General features: G+C 42.3%; 8 protein-coding genes. All 8 read left to right on the top strand.

The features are described from left to right. Positions 1–116 precede the first annotated feature (116 nt). The 8 genes from EL081_RS09200 (at position 117) to EL081_RS09165 (ending at position 21060) form a co-directional block, all read left to right on the top strand. Complete coding sequence (locus EL081_RS09200) at positions 117–9845, top strand: SspB-related isopeptide-forming adhesin (protein ID WP_126404915.1); 9729 nt, start codon at positions 117–119, stop codon at positions 9843–9845. A gap of 168 nt (positions 9846–10013) precedes the next feature. Continuing rightward, on the top strand, positions 10014–10880 hold the full coding sequence (locus EL081_RS09195) for an ABC transporter permease (protein ID WP_126404914.1): 867 nt from the start codon (positions 10014–10016) through the stop codon (positions 10878–10880). Continuing rightward, on the top strand, positions 10877–11635 hold the full coding sequence (locus tag EL081_RS09190; RefSeq protein ID WP_126404913.1) for an ABC transporter ATP-binding protein: 759 nt from the start codon (positions 10877–10879) through the stop codon (positions 11633–11635). The genes EL081_RS09195 and EL081_RS09190 overlap by 4 nt, the downstream gene beginning before the upstream one ends. Before the next feature lie 568 nt (positions 11636–12203). After that, the gene (locus EL081_RS09185) at positions 12204–12692 is read left to right on the top strand and encodes a hypothetical protein (RefSeq protein ID WP_126404912.1); all 489 of its coding nucleotides are present in this window, start codon (positions 12204–12206) and stop codon (positions 12690–12692) included. 367 nt (positions 12693–13059) lie between these two features. Then, entirely contained in the window at positions 13060–14721 is a 1662-nt protein-coding gene (locus EL081_RS09180) for a ribonuclease J (RefSeq protein ID WP_006595487.1), read from the top strand. 73 nt (positions 14722–14794) lie between these two features. Continuing rightward, positions 14795–15577, top strand: a complete 783-nt coding sequence (locus tag EL081_RS09175) for an alpha/beta hydrolase (RefSeq protein ID WP_126404911.1) — start codon at positions 14795–14797, stop codon at positions 15575–15577. Between the two features lie 98 nt (positions 15578–15675). Continuing rightward, entirely contained in the window at positions 15676–17136 is a 1461-nt protein-coding gene (gene gltX / locus EL081_RS09170) for a glutamate--tRNA ligase (RefSeq protein ID WP_126404910.1), read from the top strand. A gap of 186 nt (positions 17137–17322) precedes the next feature. Then, the gene (locus EL081_RS09165) at positions 17323–21060 is read left to right on the top strand and encodes an LPXTG cell wall anchor domain-containing protein (RefSeq protein ID WP_232011420.1); all 3738 of its coding nucleotides are present in this window, start codon (positions 17323–17325) and stop codon (positions 21058–21060) included. Positions 21061–21074: the final 14 nt, after the last annotated feature.

Here is a 21074-nt window from a genome sequence, read left to right as displayed (position 1 = left end):
CAGAAAGTTTTACGGTAAGTAACAACTTTGATATATTTAGTTGACGGTAGTCAACAAGTCTGGTAATATTTGTTATGTATCAAACAATAAAAATATGAAAAAGGAGATACAAATAAATGAAGGAAATGTTTAATAGACGTCAGCGCTTTTCTTTGCGAAAGTATAGCGTTGGCGTTTGTTCTGTATTACTAGGGACAGCGCTTTTTGCTGTCGGAGCTCCGACAGTAGCTGCGGATGACGTTAGTGCGCCTACTGACACAAGCAAGGAAACAGTAGCAAGCGTTCAATCTGAGTCGACTCAAACGGCGCAAGATACTGCTACTACAGCTCCAGGTGAGACCTATGCTGAGGGAGCAACAGCACCTAAAGTGGATCTCTCAAACACTGCTTTAGCACCTGAAGCAAAAGCGGCAACGGAAACTCCAGCTGCAACTTCAGAAAAAGCTGAGGAAGCAAAACCAGCTACAACTGAAGCAGGCGTTACTGCTGAAGAAGCTGCTAAACCAGCAGAAAAAGCAGCTGAAACTAAACCAGCTGTAGCTGAAGCAAAACCAGCAGCAACTGAAGCAAAACCTGCTACAGATGAATCAAACAAGCCACGAGTACGTAATCGTCGTGCTGCTACGAATGAAGCTGTAACTGGAGACCACAACTCTAACCCAGTAGCCGTAAGTACTTACTTAAAAGATGGGGAAAAAGTAACTCCAGAAATCAAAGATGCTAACGGTGCAACTGTAAGCTCTCAACCTGTACCAGCTGGGTACGCAAGAAAAGAAGGAGATGTGTATACTTACAGTATCATAGACCTTACTCGCTTCAATGAGAGATATAATACAAATTATTATACCCGTGCGTATAAAAGATTTGATGATTCTACAGAAACAACTGTTGAATTAATTGATAAAACTACTGGTAATGTAGTAGAAACTAGAACTCTTTCTGCGTCAAGCGGTATTCAAAAATTCACAACTACAACTGCGGCCTCTAATGGTCAATTAACTGTGAAATATGATTACGACAAAGGTTTAGGAGCAGGAGCTGGTAAAACTGACGAACCATTTATTCAATTTGGTTATGAAGTTGGTGCTAGTATTCAAGCTTTAGTAAATCCAAAAAATGAAGCTGAACAAAAATTATATCAAGATGTTTATAACGCTCGTACATCAACTGATATTATTAACGTTGTGGAACCAGCTTATAACGGTCGTACAATTACTGATTCAAACGCTAAAATTCCAAAATTTGTCGAAAAACCGACTTACTATAGAGTAGTCGATAAAAATAATGCTACATTCAATGCAAATAAAACTGATGTAACAGTTCAAGACTACGTACCAAATGGTAATGAAGTTGATTTAGCTAAATATGCAACTAAAGCTATGGAAGGACAACATTTCACAGCGTCTGGTGAGCGTCAATTTGATGGATACAAACTTTACCAAACAGCAAATCCAGATTCGACAACTGGCTTTGTAAGTCGTCCTTACGTAGTTGGTACTAAATTCATGGACGCTGAGCGTGCAGGAATTAAACGGATTAAAGAAATCGTAGGTGAAGATGGATCAGTAGTAGTTCGTGTTTATCTTCTTGATCCAAAACAACAAAGTAAACGTTCTGATGGCACCTTGGAAACAGATGGCTACATGTTGTTAGCAGAAACCAAGCCGATTAAACCAGGTGATTATAACAAACAAGAATTAGCAGTTAAGAAATCACCACTTCACACCATTCCTTTCACAGATAGTAAAGGTGTAAACCATCCAGACGGGAAAGAAGTTTCATTTGACTTCCAAACAGCTGCTGGATACACACCGAAGAAGACTGTCTTCGTTCCATTCTTGGGAGATAACATTGGTCACCTTTCACCAAATAGTCAATTAACAAATGGTGCATATGTACAAATTGGTACAAACGTTGACTTATTAAACTCGTTAACACCATATAAACCGACTGTTTACTACTATGTAAAACAAGAGCCAGTCGAAGTTACTCCAGAAGTTGAAAAACAATTGGAAGGACGTGTACTTGTTGACGGTGAGTTTACTTTCAAGTTAACAGAAAAGAGCAGCAGCCCTGATAAACATGAAGAAACAGTTACCAATAAAGATGGTAAAGCTACATTTAGCAAACTTACCTTTAACAAAGCTGGTACTTATAAATACAATATCACTGAACAAAAGGGTTCTGATACAAACGTTGACTACGATGCAATGACAGTTACGATGACTGTTACTGTAACTGAGAACCAGCAAGGAGATTTACAAGCTACAGTTAAATACAGTGCTGAAGGTGGATTCAAATCAAGTGCTGATGATAAAATCTTCAACAACTATGTTGTAGCACCAGTTAAAACTAAATTCGACTTCACTAAGAAATTAGCTGGACGTGAGCTTAAAGACGGAGAATTCAAATTCGTTCTTAAAGATGCAAACGGACAAGAAGTTGAAACAGTAACTAACAAAGCTGATGGTACGGTAACCTTCACAGAATTGTCATTCGACAACTCTAAAGTTGGAACTCACACTTACACTGTAGAAGAAGTTATCCCTGTAGCTAAAGAAGCTGGAATGGTATATGATACTATGAAAGCTACGATTACTGTAGAAGTTGCTAAAAATGGTCACACATTAACAACTGTATCTAACGTAGTTTCTGCTGGTGGGGTAGACGCTAATGGTAAAGCAACTGATGGGACAGCGGATAAAGAGTTCAATAACAAAATAACTCCTCCAGAAACACCTGAGTTCCAACCAGAAAAATTCGTCCTTAAAAAAGAAAAATTTGACCTAACAGGTACAAAATTAATGGACGATGACGATGAGCTTCAGGATGAGTACACAGAAACAAATGCAAATCCATATGCTGATCAAGTCAAGAACAACGAAGCAGAAAACATCAATACCAAGACTGTTGAACGTGGTGATAAATTAGTTTACCAAGTATGGTTGGATACTAAGAACTTCACTGACAAGAACAACATCCAATCTGTAGGTATTTCTGATACATACGATGCAGATAAATTGACTGTTAACAGTGCTGATATCAAGGCTTATGACAGCGAAACAGGAGTTGATGTAACATCTAAATTTGATATTACAGTAGCTAACGGAGTCATTACAGCTACATCTAAATCTTCTATGAACAAATCTTTAGGTGATGCTGATAACACTCAAGTTATCGACACAACTAAATTTGCATTTGGTCGCTACTACAAATTCGATATCCCAGCAACTGTTAAAGAATCAGTAGCAGGTGGAGTAGACATCGAAAACAAAGCCAACCAAATCGTTCATGTTTACAACCCAGTAAGCAAATCTGTAGAAACTCCAGAAAAACCAACTCAAAAACGTGTAAACTCTGTACCAATCACTGCAGAATTCAACTTCACAAAACGTTTGGAAGGTCGTGAGCTTAAAGCCAACGAATTCAGCTTCGTACTGAAAGATTCAACAGGAAAAGTTGTTGAAACTGTTAAGAACGATGCGGATGGTAACGTTAAGTTCTCAGCATTGAAATTTGAAAAGAGTCAAGTTGGTGAACACAAGTACACCGTTGAAGAAGTTGTAGGAACAGACACAACTGTAACATACGATGCTATGAAAGCAGAAGTGACTGTAAAAGTATCTCACAACGGTACATCTAAAGCATTGGTTGCTAATGTAACTGAACCAGCTGACAAAGAGTTCAACAATACAGTAACTCCTCCAACAGAACCTAAGTTCCAGCCAGAGAAGTATGTATTGAATAAAGAGAAATACTCTATCACTGATAACAAGCTTCTTGATGATGATGCTGAGTTGGCAGACAAGTACGCAGATACTAATACGAACCCATACGCAGACCAAACTAACAACAACGAAGCAGAAAACATCAATACCAAGACTGTTAATCGCGGAGATAAGCTTTACTACCAAGTATGGTTGGATACAACTAAATTCTCAGCTAACAACAAAGAAAACGTTCAATCTGTAGGAATCACTGATGACTTTGATGAAACGAAGGTTGACGTTGATTCAACTAAGATCAAAGCCTACGATTCAGTATCTGGTAATGATGTAACAAACAAATTCGATATTAAAGTTGAAAATGGTGTAATGACTGCAACCCTTAAAGCTGGCTTCACTAAGTCATTGGGTGATACAGAAAATACTCAAATCATTGATACAACTAAATTCGAATTCGGACGTTACTACAAGTTTGATATTCCAGCAGTAGTTAAAGCAGATGTTGCAGGTGGCGTAGACATCGAAAATACTGCAGCTCAAGTAGTGAACTACTACAACCCAGTAAGCAAGACTGTTGAAAAACCAAACAAACCAACTGAAAAACGTGTCAACAGCGTACCAGTACCAGTAGAGTTTAACTTCACTAAACGCTTGGAAGGCCGTGAGTTGAAAGCTAACGAATTCAGCTTCGTGCTTAAAGATTCAACAGGTAAAGTTGTTGAAACTGTAAGCAACGATGCGGCAGGAAACGTTAAGTTCTCAGCTATCGAATTCAAGAAAGAACAAGCAGGCGTTCACAACTACACAGTAGAAGAAGTTAAAGGAAGCGACGCAACCGTTACCTACGACACCATGAAAGCGAATGTAACAGTAACTGTTTCTCACGATGGAACAGCTAAAGTTCTTGTAGCTACTGTTGGTGACATTGCGGATAAAGAATTTAACAACCGTGTAACACCTCCAACTGAACCTAAGTTCCAACCAGAGAAGTATGTATTGAATACAGAGAAATACTCTATCACTGATAACAAGCTTCTTGATGATGATGCTGAGTTGACAGATAAGTACGGAGATACAAATACTGATCCATATGTTGACAAAGCTAACAACAACGAAGCAGAAAACATCAATACGAAGACTGTTAACCGCGGAGATAAATTAGTTTACCAAGTATGGTTAGATACAACTAAATTCTCAGCTGACAACAAAGAAAATATCCAATCTGTAGGAATCTCTGATAACTACGATGAGGCTAAATTAGAACTTGATGTTACTAAGATCAAAGCTTATGATTCAGTATCTGGTAATGATGTAACAGATAAATTTGATATCGTTGAAAACAACGGTGTGATTACTGCAACTCTTAAAGCTGGCTTCACTAAGTCACTTGGCGATGCAGAAAACACTCAAGTGATCGATACAACTAAATTCGAATTTGGACGTTACTACAAGTTTGATATCCCAACAACAGTTAAACAAACAGTTAAAGCTGGTGTAGATATCGAAAACACTGCTGCACAAGTAGTCAACTACTACAACCCAACAACTAAGAAAGTTGAAACTCCAGAAAAACCTACTCAAAAACGTGTTAACAACGTACCAGTACCAGTAGAATTCAACTTCACTAAGAAATTAGAAGGTCGTGAACTTAAAGATCAAGAATTCAGCTTCACACTTAAAGATGCCGATGGTAAAGTTCTTGAAACTGTGAAGAACGACGCTGACGGAAAAGTTAAATTCTCAGCTATTGAGTTCAAGAAAGGTCAAGAAGGAACTTACAACTACACAGTTGAAGAGGTAGTAGGAAACGACGCAACCGTTACATACGATACAATGAAAGCGAATGTAACAGTCACAGTTAAACACGATGGAACAGCTAAAGTTCTTGTAGCTACTGTTGGTGACATTGCGGATAAAGAATTTAACAACCGTGTAACTCCTCCAGAAGAACCTAAGTTCCAACCAGAGAAATACGTTGTTTCTGAAGAGAAATACGATATCACAGGTGACAAGCTCGTTGACGATGACAAAGAGTTGGCAGACAAGTACGCAGATACCAATGCGAACCCATATGCGGACGATGCATCTAACAACGAAAAAGAAAACTTGAACACCAAGACTGTTAAACGTGGCGACAAGTTGGTTTACCAAGTATGGTTGGATACAACTAAATTTGATGCAGCTAACAAGGATAACATCCAATCAGTAGGAATCTCTGACAACTACGATGAAACTAAGTTGGATCTTGATTCTACTAAGATCAAAGCCTACGACTCAGTAACAGGTGCAGAAGTAACCGATAAATTCGATATCGCTGTGGACAACGGTGTGATTACTGCAACTCTTAAAGCTGGCTTCACTAAGTCACTTGGCGATGCAGAAAACACTCAAATCATTGACACAACTAAATTTGAATTTGGACGTTACTACAAGTTCGATATCCCAACAACAGTGAAAGCTGATGTGGCAGCTGGTGTAGATATCGAAAATACTGCGGCTCAAGTAGTCAACTACTACAACCCAACCACTAAGAAAGTTGAAAAACCAAGCAAACCAACTGAAAAACGTGTCAACAACGTCCCAGTTGAAGTAGAATTCAACTTCACAAAACGCTTGGAAGGCCGTGAGCTTAAAGCTAACGAATTCAGCTTCGTTCTTAAAGATTCAGAAGGTAAGACTCTTGAAACTGTAAGCAACGATGCATCTGGTAACGTTAAGTTCAAAGCTCTTGAATTCAAGAAGGGTGACGAAGGTGTTCACAACTACACAGTAGAAGAAGTTAAAGGCTCAGACGCAACCGTTACATACGATACAATGAAGGCTGCAGTAACAGTCACAGTGAAACAAGATGGAACAACTAAAGTTCTTGTGGCTACTCTTGGCGACATCGCTGATAAAGAGTTCAACAACCGTGTAACTCCTCCGGAAGAACCTAAGTTCCAACCAGAGAAATACGTTGTTTCTGAAGAGAAATTCGATATCACAGGTGACAAACTCGTTGATGATGACAAAGAATTGGCAGATAAGGTCGCAGATACCAATGCGAACCCATATGCGGACGATGCATCAAACAACGAAGCACAAAACTTGAATACGAAGACTGTTAAACGTGGCGACAAGTTGGTTTACCAAGTATGGTTGGATACAACTAAATTCTCAGCAACTAACAAAGAAAACATCCAATCAGTAGGAATTTCAGATGACTACGATGAAGCGAAGTTGGATCTTGATTCTACTAAGATCAAAGCTTACGATTCAGTAACAGGTGCAGAAGTAACAGATAAATTCGATATCGCTGTGGACAACGGTGTGATCACTGCAACTCTTAAAGCTGGCTTCACTAAGTCACTTGGTGATGAAGAAAACACTCAAGTTATCGACACAACTAAATTCGAATTTGGACGTTACTACAAGTTCGACATCCCAACAACAGTGAAAGCTGATGTGGCGGCTGGTGTAGATATCGAAAATACTGCGGCTCAAGTTGTAAACTACTACAACCCAACTACTAAGAAGGTTGAAACTCCAAACAAACCTACTCAAAAACGTGTCAACAGCGTACCAGTACCAGTAGAGTTCAACTTCACTAAACGCTTGGAAGGTCGTGAGTTGAAAGCTAACGAATTCAGCTTCGTGCTTAAAGATTCAACTGGTAAAGTTGTTGAAACTGTAAGCAACGATGCAGCAGGAAGCGTTAAGTTCTCTAAACTTGAGTTCAAGAAAGGCCAAGAAGGCGTTCACAACTACACAGTAGAAGAAGTTAAAGGAAGCGACGCAACCGTTACATACGACACAATGAAAGCGAATGTAACAGTCACAGTGAAACACGATGGAACAGCTAAAGTACTTATCGCGACTGTAGGCGACATTGCGGATAAAGAATTTAACAACCGTGTAACACCTCCAGAAGAGCCTAAGTTCCAACCAGAGAAATACGTTCTAAACGAAAAAGAATTTGATTTAACTGGAACTTCATTATTAGATGATGATAAAGAGTTGGCAGATAAGGTCGCAGATACAAATGCGAACCCATATGCGGACGATGCATCTAACAACGAAGCTCAAAACATCAATACGAAGACCGTTAAACCTGGTGCTAAATTGGTTTACCAAGTATGGCTTGACACAACTAAGTTTGATGCAAACAACAAAGACAATATCCAATCAGTAGGAATCTCAGATGACTACGATGAGGCTAAAGTTGATGTTGAAGCTACAACTATTAAAGCCTACGACGGTAAGACTGGTGCTGATGTAACAGATAAATTTGATATCACAGTAGCTAACGGAGTAATCACAGCAACCCTTAAAGATGGCTTCACTAAGTCACTTGGCGATGCAGAAAATACTCAAATCATCGATACAACTAAATTCGAATTTGGACGTTACTACAAGTTTGATATCCCAGCAACTGTTAAAGCGGACGTTAAAGGTGGAGTAGACATCGAAAATACTGCGGCTCAAGTAGTCAACTACTACAACCCAGTAAGCAAGACTGTTGAAAAACCAAACAAACCAACTGAAAAACGTGTAAACAGCGTGCCAGTACAAGTAGAATTCAACTTCACTAAACGTCTAGAAGGACGTGAGCTTAAAGCCAACGAATTCAGCTTCGTACTGAAAGATTCAACAGGTAAAGTTGTTGAAACTGTAAGCAATGATGCATCTGGTAACGTTAAGTTCTCTAAACTTGAATTCAAGAAAGAACAAGCGGGAGTTCACAACTTCACAGTTGAAGAAGTGAAAGGTACTGATGGAACTGTTACTTACGATGCGATGAAAGCAGTAGTAACTGTAGAAGTTAAACATGACGGAACAGCGAAAGCTCTCATCACTAACGTAACTGATCCAGCAGACAAAGAGTTCAACAACAAGGTGACTCCACCAGAAACTCCAGAATTCAACCCAGAGAAGTATATCCTGAATGAATCTAAATTCGATATTACAGGTAACAAACTTGTTGATGATGATAAAGAGTTGGCAGACAAGGTAGCGGATACTAATAAAGATCCATATGCCGATAAGGATGATAACAACGAAGCTCAAAATATCAATACGAAGACACTTAAGAAGGGTGATAAAGTATACTACCAAGTATGGTTGGATACAACTAAGTTCACTGAAGCTCACAATATTCAATCTGTAGGTGTAACAGATAAATATGACAGCGAAAACTTAGACGTCAACGTAGCAGATATTAAAGCATACGACTCTGTAACAGGAGAAGATGTGACAGCTAAATTTGATATCAAGGTTGAAAATGGTGTGATCACTGCAACTTCTAAGACAGACTTGACTAAGTCACTTGGAGATGCAGAAAACACTCCAGTAATCGACACTGCTAAATTGGCATTCGGACGTTACTACAAGTTTGAAATCCCTGCAACTATCAAAGCAACAGCTAAAGATGGTGTAGATATCGAAAACACTGCTTCACAAACTGTTCACCAATACGATCCAACTAAGAAATCTGTTGAAAAACCAGAAAAACCAACAGAAAAACGTGTCGTTAACATCCCAACTAAAGTTGAATTTAACTTCACTAAGAAACTTGAAGGACGTGAGCTAAAAGAAGGTGAATTTAGCTTCGTACTTAAAGATAAAGATGGAAAAGTTATTGAAACAGTTAAGAACGATGCAAAAGGAAACATCAAGTTCTCTGCATTAGAGTTCAAACGTGGAGAAGAAGGAACTTACACTTACACTGTGGAAGAGGTTAAAGGTACTGAAACAGGAGTTGAATACGATAAGATGGTAGCTACAGTAACAGTAACTGTTACTAAAGAAGGCAAAGTCTTAACAGCAACTTCTCAATTACCGGAAGATACTGAGTTCAACAACAAGGTAATTCCACCGAAACCACCAGTAACACCACCAACACCACCGGTGACACCACCAACACCACCGGTAACACCGCCAACACCACCGGTGACACCACCAACACCACCGGTAACCCCACCAACACCACCGGTGACACCACCAACACCACCGGTAACACCGCCAGCACCAGAACTTCCTTCTACTGGTGAAGAACAATCAGCTTCTGCTGCATTGTTAGGCGCTGCTCTTGGTTTGGTTGGACTAGCTGGCCTTGCAAGACGCAAGAAAAACGAAGACTAAACAAGTGGTAGACACTAACGATTCACACTAGGATCGGAAATGGTTTAGTTTTCCACAAGGAGGCCTCGCTCTAAGGAGTGGGGCCTTTTTGTTATTTCTTGAAAGCATTGAAATCACGTCTTGCAATATGATACAATAGAGGATATTTACAATAGTTAGGACAAAGATATGCTTATTTCGATTATTTCACAAGGCTTGATCTGGGCTATTTTGGGACTGGGGATTTTTATGACCTTTCGTATCTTGGATTTCCCAGATATGACTACAGAGGGCTCTTTCCCATTAGGGGGAGCCGTTGCGGTCACTCTGATCACCAAAGGGGTTCATCCTTTGCTAGCCACCCTAGCCGCCATTGGTGCGGGGTGTTTGGCTGGATTAGCAACAGGTCTTCTTTATACCAAAGGGAAGATTCCGACGCTGTTATCAGGGATTTTGGTGATGACTTCCTGTAACTCAGTCATTCTCTTCGTGATGCAACGAGCCAACCTGGGCTTGCTGGGCTACTCAAAAATTCAAGATATGATTCCTATCGCGAGTGGCGTAAACGAGATTATCATTGGGATCATCTTTGTGACCCTGGTGATTGCCACTATGCTCTTCTTTTTGGATACTAAATTGGGGCAGGCCTATATTGCGACAGGAGACAATCCTGAGATGGCTAAAAGCTTTGGGATCCATACCAGCCGGATGGAGTTGATGGGGCTAGTGGTTTCTAATGGGATTATTGCCTTGTCAGGTGCCTTGATGGCCCAGCAAGAAGGCTATGCAGATGCTTCTCGAGGGATCGGAGTCATCGTCGTTGGTTTGGCTAGCTTGATTATCGGAGAGGTTCTTTTTTCAAAACTAACCTTAGCAGAACGTTTGCTCAGTATCGTTATTGGATCAATCATTTATCAATTCTTGATTTGGGCTGTGATTGCCATCGGTGTCAATACTAGCTACATCCGTATCTTTAGTGCTATCATCTTGGCGATCTGTCTCATGATTCCAACCTTTAAAGAGAAACTGCTGAAAGGAGTCAAACTCAGCAAATGACCGCAATTGTAGAATTAAAAAATGCCACCATCGTGGTGAACAATGGCTTGAATGAAGAAAAAGTCATTTTGGACAATGTCTCTTTGGAGATTCATGAGCATGACTTTATCACCATTCTTGGGGGCAATGGTGCTGGGAAGTCAACCCTTTTCAATACCTTGGCTGGGACCCTTCCGCTAACCAGTGGTCAAGTCTTGATCAAGGGGGAGGACGTGACGCACTATGGTCCGGAAAAACGGGCCAAATACCTATCTCGTGTCTTCCAAGATCCAAAGATGGGGACAGCCCCACGTATGACAGTGGCTGAAAATCTCCTGATTGCAAAATTCCGAGGAGAAAAACGGGGCTTGGTTCCTCGTCGTCTTGCCCAGTACAAAGACGAATTTAAAGAGGTTTTGAGCCAGATCGGCAATGGTTTAGAGAGGCATGTCGATACGTCGGTAGAATTCTTATCTGGTGGACAACGTCAGGCTCTGAGCTTGTTGATGGCTACCCTGAAACGGCCAGAACTCTTACTTTTGGACGAACATACAGCTGCCCTCGATCCCAAGACGAGTCAAGCCTTGATGGAGCTGACGGATCGATTTGTCAAAACGGATCGACTGACTGCCTTGATGATTACCCATCATATGGAAGATGCGCTCAAGTACGGGAAACGCTTGATTGTCATGAAGGATGGAAAGATTATCCAGGACTTGAATCAAGAGGAAAAGGCTAAGATGGCCTTGACTGATTACTACCGTTTCTTTGAGTAAATTTAGAAACTAGTTTCAGCGTGTAATCGCTTGCAATACTGATATTAAAGGAGTATACTATAGGTGAAGATAAGGGAGAAGGGGTTGATACCAATGCCTTATAGATTCATACATTAGGTTACTTCGTTTTAGGTTTGCCTTCGCTGACACTTGATCGTGCTTTTTATAAAAAAGCCAGAACGTCGGAAATGTTAAATCGGTTGAGCCGTCAAGTAAGTCTGCTTAACTTACTAAATGACATTGAAATACGTGGAAATAGTAGTGGAAGCTTTAGATGGTTTTCGAACTTCGGTATGCTCAACTGAGTGCTTTGTAACAAAACTGAAAGAGAAATTGCAAAGAAAACCACTGGTATGTAAAAACGTACCATGAAAAGAAATGAAAATCATAACTGTTGTTTTCGTTAGCCTAAATGGTTAATCGCCTCTTGTCAGTGAAGCAGACCAGACCTCTAGTCCCGTAAGACTGGAGGTCTTTTTATCTGTCGTGGTGGAAAGTCGAGGTGAGGTCAGTGGGATTGCCATATGCACATGAATATAGCTGTCGAGATCACTTTAAAGAAAGAGCAATGGAACGATTTGGGGTCGATGAAGAGCAGTTGAGACGTTGGGTCAATCAACACGTGCCCTCGCTTCATCATTTTGACAGCAGTTTTGATCAACGGCCCGATACGGAAGCCTATGTAGCAGAGGACGGTGTCGTCTTTGTGTGTGATCTGAAGAATCGGGAATTTATTACTTGCTTCCAAGCGGTCAATTTGACGGTGGATGAAGAACAGAAGGAAGTCTGTCAAGACATTCATCGTGAGAATGTGCTCGCTTATAAACATAGCCAGAGCAAGCTCCTGAATCGCTACCGGTTAAAAGAAGCCAAAGAATTGCTGGCCAATATTGATGAGCATGTTGATCGGTTTTATAGCTTGTCTCAAACCCTTAAGAAGGGGGCGCTCAGCGATCGGAATTACCAGCACTTAGAAGAACTGCTAAACGAGTTTCATGTCATCAAGGCGGCGATACGGGTGATTGAGAATAAGAAAAATGACTATCATACGGACTAGGGTCTCTTTTTGACAAAGTTGACAATCTAGGCTATCGTCTTTGGTCTTAATAAAGTGAGAGTGGGACAGAAATCGGTAATTCGTTAGGATTGGATTTCGTCGTCCCACCTCCGCAAAGTTGAGTAGGGCTGTAAAAGCTGATGAAACCAGCGTAGTAGAGCCCACTCAACCACTGCGTCTTGCTCGACAATCCAAAGACAATTGAGAGGCTAGGACTTTTGTCCCAGCCTCTTTTGTTTGATCTGACTTTTGAAAAAATCGTGAAAAAATAGTATAATGTTCTAGATATGCAAGAAATTTGCAAAACTGTAATTCGACTTGGTGAGCCAAGGACCGTAAGTATGAACCATCATATAAAGGAGAAAACATGAGTAACATTAAGTTGATTACTTTAGGTGGAGTCCGTGAAAACGGGAAAAACCTCTACATAGCTGAAGTAAATGACTCTATTTTTGTTTTGGATGCTGGTCTCAAGTATCCAGAAAATGAGCAACTAGGGGTCGATGTTGTTATTCCCAACATGGATTACCTCTTTGAGAATAGCGATCGTATCGCAGGGGTCTTTTTAACGCACGGGCATGCGGATGCCATCGGAGCACTTCCTTATCTTTTAGCGGAGGCTAAAGTTCCAGTATTTGGGTCGGAGTTGACCGTCGAGTTGGCCAAGCTCTTTGTCAAGAGTAACGACAGTGTCAAGAAGTTCAATGACTTCCATGTGATCGATGCCAATTCAGAAATCGATTTTGGAGGAACCGTTGTTTCCTTCTTCCAGACAACCCACTCTATTCCAGAAAGTTTAGGAATTGTCATCAAGACTCCTGAGGGTAACATCGTCTATACAGGAGACTTCAAGTTTGACCAGACAGCGAGTGAGTTTTATGCGACAGACTTTGCTCGTTTGGCAGAGATTGGACGCGAAGGCGTGCTAGCTCTCTTGAGTGACTCTGCGAATGCTGACAGCACTGTTCAAGTGGCTAGCGAGCAAGAAGTTGGAGATGAAATCCTGGATACCATTGGGGACTGGGATGGCCGGGTCATTGTTGCTGCTGTTGCTAGTAACCTATCACGGATCCAGCAGGTCTTTGATGCAGCTGCAGAGACAGGGCGTCGGGTTGTTTTGACTGGATTTGACGTAGAAAATATCGTCCGGACAGGGATTCGTTTAAATAAGCTTTCTTTGGCCAACGAAAAATTATTGATCAAGCCAAAAGAAATGTCTCGTTTTGAGGACCATGAATTGATTATTCTTGAAACTGGACGTATGGGTGAGCCGATCAACGGACTTCGTAAGATGTCCATTGGCCGTCACCGCTATGTCGAAATCAAGGATGGTGACTTGGTCTATATCGTAACAACTCCATCTATCGCCAAAGAAGCGGTTATGGCACGTGTAGAAAATATGGTCTACCAAGCAGGAGGAGTCGTCAAACAGATTACTCAAAGCTTGCGTGTATCAGGACATGGAAATGCGCGTGATCTGCAGTTGATGATCAACTTACTGCGTCCGAACTATCTGTTCCCAATCCAAGGGGAATACCGTGAATTGGATGCCCATGCAAGGCTTGCTATGGAAGTGGGGATTTTGCCTGAAAATATCTTCATTCCGAAAAAAGGCTCTATCATGGAATATGACAATGGGGACTTCGTCCCAGCTGGTAGCGTCTCTGCAGGAGATGTTCTCATCGATGGGAATGCCATTGGAGATGTTGGGAATGTCGTTCTCCGTGACCGGAAAGTCCTTTCAGAAGATGGTATCTTTATTGTGGCTATTACGGTTAACCGTCGTGAGAAACGCATCATCTCGAAGGCAAAAGTTCACACCCGTGGCTTTGTCTACGTGAAGAAGAGTCGCGATATCTTGCGCGAAAGTGCAGAAATTGTCAACCAAAGTGTGGAAGAATACTTGGCTCAGGACAGCTTCGATTGGGGTGAGCTCAAGAGTGCTGTTCGTGATAGTTTGGCTAAATACCTCTTTGACCAGACCAAACGTCGACCAGCTATCTTGCCAGTTGTCATGGAAGTACGCTAAGATTAACATAAGAGGAAAAGTCGATCGTCGGCTTTTTCTTGTCAAAGAAGAAAGAAATGGTGAGGAAAGATAGATGGCAGTAATGCAGATTGAATATTATTCAGAAGCGCTCGCAATGGAATGGGGGATCAACGTCCTCTATCCAGATGCGTCTCGGGTGAAAAATCCGGATGATCAAGATATCCCGGTCCTCTATCTCCTTCATGGGATGAATGGCAATCAGTACTCCTGGTTGAAACGGACCAATGTAGAAAGGATCCTACGTTCGACCAATTTGATTGTCGTTTTGCCTAATACCAATAATGGTTGGTATACAGATACACAGTATGGTTATCCCTATTACACAGCCATCGCAGAGGAATTGCCTAAGACCCTGGCACGTTTCTTCCCCAATATGACTAAGAAGCGGGAGAAGACCTTTATTGCTGGTCTATCGATGGGGGGCTATGGCTCTTTCAAACTGGCTCTTCAAACCAATCGCTTCTCGCATGCCGCTAGCTTTTCTGGTGCTCTTAGCTTTGAGGGGCGTCAATTGGCAAACACCGACCTTGGAAGTGCAGCTTATTGGCAAGGGGTCTTTGGAAAGCTAGAAGATTGGACGACAAGTCCTTACTCCTTGGAAAGCATTGCGGAGAAGTACTCAGATAAAAAGACGGTCTTATGGGCTTGGTGCGGAGAGCAAGATGCTCTGTATGAGGCTAACAATATAGCTGTGGATCATCTGAAGGACCTCGGCTTTGATATTACATACAGCCATGGACCAGGAAAACATGAATGGTTTTATTGGGAGCGGGAGTTGGAACATTTCTTAGCAACCCTGCCGATCAATTTTGAACTAGAAGAACGACTCGATTAGGAAGCTACTCCTTGGGAGATATGCTATAATAGAGTGAAAAGTACCTGGGCCAGTTAGATGAGAAGCCCAGAATCAATGAACAATTAGGAGAAACATACGTGACTAAAGATATTCGTGTGCGTTATGCACCAAGTCCAACCGGACTACTACACATCGGAAATGCTCGGACAGCATTGTTTAACTACTTGTATGCGCGCCACCATGGTGGAACTTTTATCATCCGTATCGAAGATACGGACCGTAAGCGTCATGTCGAAGACGGAGAACGTTCACAGCTTGAAAACCTTCGTTGGTTAGGTATGGACTGGGATGAAAGTCCTGAGACGCATGAAAACTACCGCCAGTCTGAGCGTTTGGAACTCTATCAAAAATACATTGACCAACTCTTAGCTGAAGGAAAAGCCTACAAATCTTATGTAACAGAAGAAGAGTTGGCGGCAGAACGTGAACGCCAAGAAGCAGCAGGTGAAACACCTCGCTACATCAACGAATACCTTGGTATGAGCGAAGAAGAAAAAGCAGCTTACGTTGCAGAACGTGAAGCAGCGGGCATCATCCCGACGGTTCGTTTGGCAGTGAATGAGTCTGGTATCTACAAGTGGCATGATATGGTCAAAGGTGATATCGAATTTGAAGGTGGCAATATCGGTGGGGACTGGGTCATTCAGAAGAAAGATGGTTACCCAACCTACAACTTTGCCGTTGTCATCGATGACCACGATATGCAAATCTCTCACGTTATCCGTGGAGATGACCACATTGCCAACACACCAAAACAGCTCATGGTCTATGAAGCGCTTGGTTGGGAAGCGCCTGAGTTTGGTCACATGACACTTATCATCAATTCTGAAACTGGTAAGAAGTTGTCTAAACGGGACACTAACACCCTTCAATTTATCGAAGATTACCGTAAGAAGGGCTACCTTCCAGAAGCAGTCTTTAACTTCATCGCTTTGCTTGGTTGGAACCCTGGTGGGGAAGATGAGATCTTTTCTCGCGAAGAGCTCATCAAACTTTTTGATGAAAACCGCCTTAGCAAGTCTCCAGCAGCTTTCGACCAGAAGAAACTAGACTGGATGAGCAACGACTACATCAAGAATGCAAACCTTGCGACCATCTTTGAAATGGCTAAACCATTCCTTGAAGAAGCAGGTCGTTTGACAGACAAGGCTGAAAAATTAGTGGAACTCTACAAACCACAAATGAAGTCGGTGGACGAAATCGTTCCATTGACAGACCTTTTCTTCTCAGACTTCCCAGAATTGACAGAAGCTGAGCGAGAAGTCATGGCTGGTGAAACGGTTCCGACTGTACTTGAAGCCTTCAAAGCAAAACTTGAAGCCATGTCAGACGATGAGTTTGTGGTAGAAAATATCTTCCCACAAATCAAAGCAGTCCAAAAGGAAACTGGTATCAAAGGGAAAAATCTCTTCATGCCAATCCGTATCGCTGTTTCAGGTGAAATGCATGGTCCAGAATTGCCAGATACCATTTACTTGCTTGGACGTGAAAAATCCATCCAACACATTGAGAAAATGTTGGCAGAAATTTCTAAATAGGAATCAGCTTTCGAAAACATGCTGTTCATTTCTAAAAAGTCATCGATTCGATGGCTTTTTTGCTGAGTTAGAGCATAGATATAGCCAAAATGATTGAAAATAGGATTCAATCATGTATAATCAAGAGAGAATAATTTTTGAGGAGAGAGGGGCATTCTTACCTTGCTAAAAAAAACATGGAATAGAGTGACGAGATTTAAATTAATAAAATCGGGGAAACATTGGATTCGAGTAGCCTGTTCGAATGCTTCTTTTTTACGACCTAAAAAAGAAAGAGATGTTTCCAATCATTCTAGTATGGATGCTCCAAGCTCCATAGCCTTAAAAGGCTTGATTGCTACTGGATCCATTATGGGTGCGATGTCAATCGTGCATCAAGCAACTGCTGATGAACTAGCAGGTCCAACTATACAGTCAGAAGTAGCTTCAGAAGTGGGAGTGGTTGGTAAAGATAGCTTGGTGTTGAGCAGTGTGGAACAGTCGTCAATGACAAGTCTGTCTACGAGCGAGTGGTCTTCATCAGACTTACAGAGTGGGTCTCTTTCTACTACTATGTCCATGAAGCTTTCTGAAGCACCCTCTACTTCAATGACGGAAGTTAGCGTCCTTTCAAATGGGGTTCAAGAGGCTGTAACCGTCTCAGATCCTGCTAGGAACAAACAGCTTCAAAGTATAGCTTGGGACCTTTATTCTTATATAGAGCAAGCGAAAGAATTGAAAGGTGGAGAAGGAGTTGTGTTGGAAGCGGAAGAGGCTCTGGAGGCGATCCGTAACCAATTAGCCGATCCGGATCAAGATGGAGAGGCGACTCTTCTTCAGGCCAAGTCTGCTCGGAATCGCTTGGTCAATGCTGTGTTAAGAGAGCAATCAGGGAAGAGAGATCCGCGTACAGGTAGTGCCTTAGAAGCGGACAGTGCCTTTCGTGCTCCTTTTGTCATGAGCGGTCCGGCAAATAATCATCTCATTACAGCTTATAATTTAGATCCAATTAGGTTGCAATACATTGTGAGAGAGCAGAATGGTGGCGTCATTCTCACTTATATGGGCTATGCTCCCAATAGTGAACGGGTTGAGGGGGTTCTCGTTCCCAATGCAACCTTGAAATCGCCTTTTGCTCCCATGTTGATTGAAGGGAAAGTAGGAGGTACAGAGGTTGTCGAACCTGGGAAGACTTATACAATCACGGTTCGTTTTACCAATTCTAGAAATCAGTTCCTCGACCGTTCTTTCCGCATTAAAGTGTTACCTCAAAATGATGGTATCCGAAATCCAATTGCTCCAGTGACTTCTAATACTCAGGTGACTGATTTGACCAATCTGACTGAGTCTGAAAAAGTGCAGATTTGGGAAAAATTCAAGGCAGCAAATCCACGTCTACTGGCGTCTAAAGATTTTAAGAGCTATTCAGTCTCTGCTGGCGGAGACATTACGGTTGTCTTCAAGGATGATACGTCCAATACTGTAAAGGTGCCTTTGACAGAGGATCCTCGAACGCAGTCGCTCTCGGTGAGTTATTCCCAGAGCGTATCGGAAGCGCAAAGTACGTCTCAAATGCAGTCACAATCGGCCAAATTATCAGAGTCTTTGTCTGAGAACTATTCAGAATCGGAGAGTGCATCAACATCAATCGTTGCTTCTCAAAGCACCTCGCTCTCTACAAGTCTCTCGGTATCACAAGCGGCATCTCAATCTTTGAGTGTTCTAGAATCAGAGAGCCTTTCGGAATCTACTTCGGTTTCAGAGAGTGAGTCTGCATCAGTCAGTGTGGTGCTCTCAGAGAGTCAGTCAAAATCTGTAAGTGGATCAGAATCGTTGAGTACCTCTGTATCAGCCAGTGCTTCTCTTTCGACTTCTAAGTTAGAGTCGGTCAGTCAGTCTGTATCGGCAAGTGTTTCGGAGTTGGTTTCAGACTCGTTGAGTACTTCGGTTTTAGAAAGTGAGTCAGTTTCGACTTCAGAATACGAGTCGATCAGCCAGTCTGTATCGGCAAGTGTTTCAGAATCAGTCTCAAACTCGTTGAGCACTTCGGTTTCCTCCAGTGAGTCATTTTCGACTTCTAAGTCAGCATCAGTCAGTCAGTCAGCGTCGACAAGTGTTTCGGAATCGGTTTCAGACTCGTTGAGTACTTCTGTATCAGCCAGTGAGTCAGTTTCGACTTCCGAGTCAGAGTCAGGGTCGGTTAGTCAGTCTGCCTCGGCAAGTATTTCGGAGTCGGTTTCAGACTCGTTGGGCACTTCGGTTTCCGCAAGCAATTCAGTTTCGACCTCTAAGTCAGAGTCGGTCAGTCAGTCGGCATCGGCAAGTATTTCGGAGTCGGTTTCAGACTCGTTGAGCACTTCGGTTTCCTCCAGTGAGTCAGTTTCGACCTCTCAATCAGAGTTGTTCAGCCAGTCGGTATCATTAAGTATCTCCGAATCAGTTTCAGGATCGTTGAGCACTTCGGTTTCCACAAGTGAGTCAGTTTCGATTTCTGAGTCAGAGTCGGTCAGTCAGTCGGTGTCATTAGGTATCTCCGAATCAGTCTCAGGATCGTTGAGCACTTCGGTTTCCACAAGTGAGTCAGTTTCGATTTCTGAGTCAGCGTCGATCAGTCAGTCTGCCTCGGAAAGTATTTCGGAGTCGGTTTCAGACTCGTTAAGCACCTCGGTTTCCACAAGTGAGTCAATTTCGACCTCAGAATCCGAGTTGATTAGGCAGTCAGCGTCGGTAAGTGTTTCAAAGTCAGTCTCCGAATCCTTGAGTACCTCGGTTTCCACAAGTGAGTCAGTTTCGATTTCTGAGTCAGAGTCGGTCAGTCAGTCTGCCTCGGAAAGTATTTCGGAGTCGGTTTCAGACTCGTTGAGCACTTCTGTTTCCACAAGTGAGTCAGTTTCTACCTCAGAATCCAAGTCAATCAGCCAGTCAGCGTCGGCAAGTGTTTCAGAGTCAGTCTCCGAATCCTTGAGTACCTTGGATTCTACAAGAGAGTCGGTTTCAACTTCCCAGTCCGAGTCGATCAGTCAGTCTGCCTCGAAAAGTATTTCGGAGTTGGTTTCAGACTCGTTGAGTACTTCGGTTTCCGCCAGTGAGTCATTTTCGAGTTCTGAGTCAGCGTCGATCAGCCAGTCGGTGTCAGTAAGTATCTCCGAATCAGTCTCAGGATCGTTAAGCACTTCGGTTTCCGGCAGTGAGTCAGTTTCGACCTTTGAGTCAGCGTCGATCAGTCAGTCTGCCTCGGAAAGTATTTCGGAGTCGGTTTCAGAATCGTTGAGTACCTCGTTTTCCGCAAGCAATTCAGTTTCGACCTCTCAATCAGAGTCGATCAGCCAGTCTGTATCGGCAAGTGTTTCAGCATCAGTCTCCGAATCCTTGCGTACCTCGTTTTCCGCCAGTGAGTCGGTTTCAACTTCCCAGTCCGAGTCGACAAGCCAGCTAACATCAGCCGTGTTATCAGAGTCAGTCTCCAAATTAATGAGTACCTCAATTTCTGCAAGTGAATCTATGTCGGCTTTCCAATCTGAGTTGGCAAGGAGTTCAGATTCTATCTCGAGTTCCTTGAGTCAATCTGCTCCAATAAGCGGGTCTGTCTCAACATCGGAGTCTAGGTCTGAATCAGTCAGTCTAACCGAGTCGTCATCGGAATCCTTGAGCGGTTCAATCTCAACTAGTGAAACCCTTTCAGAATCCTCATTTGACTCACATAGACACTTAGAGTCAATCAGTCATTCTCAGTCTCTTTCAAGGTTGAATTCAACAAGTGAGGCTCAATCTGATGGGGCTCCGGGATTACTCATCCAGTCCCTATCCAACAAAGAAAGCTCTTCGAAAACCGTTCTTCCGGCAACTGGTGAAAAGAGATCTACAGCATCAACCTTATTTGCTACTCTTGCATCTTTCATTGGACTAGCTCTATTGGGGCGCCGTAAAAAAGAAGAGGAAGAATAATGATATTTCTCTGT

Origin of the sequence: Streptococcus viridans (assembly GCF_900636365.1) — a bacterium.
GTDB classification, from domain to species: domain Bacteria; phylum Bacillota; class Bacilli; order Lactobacillales; family Streptococcaceae; genus Streptococcus; species Streptococcus viridans_A.
Note: the sequence above shows the minus strand (reverse complement) of the source record. Positions and strands in the feature narration are given on the sequence as shown.

Excerpts from the sequence above, each read along its gene's own strand:
- EL081_RS09200 (WP_126404915.1), top strand. The coding sequence starts at position 117 with ATGAAGGAAATGTTTAATAGACGTCAGCGCTTTTCTTTGCGAAAGTAT.
- EL081_RS09175 (WP_126404911.1), top strand. The coding sequence starts at position 14,795 with ATGGCAGTAATGCAGATTGAATATTATTCAGAAGCGCTCGCAATGGAA.
- EL081_RS09190 (WP_126404913.1), top strand. The coding sequence starts at position 10,877 with ATGACCGCAATTGTAGAATTAAAAAATGCCACCATCGTGGTGAACAAT.
- EL081_RS09180 (WP_006595487.1), top strand. The coding sequence starts at position 13,060 with ATGAGTAACATTAAGTTGATTACTTTAGGTGGAGTCCGTGAAAACGGG.
- EL081_RS09195 (WP_126404914.1), top strand. The coding sequence starts at position 10,014 with ATGCTTATTTCGATTATTTCACAAGGCTTGATCTGGGCTATTTTGGGA.
- EL081_RS09185 (WP_126404912.1), top strand. The coding sequence starts at position 12,204 with ATGGAACGATTTGGGGTCGATGAAGAGCAGTTGAGACGTTGGGTCAAT.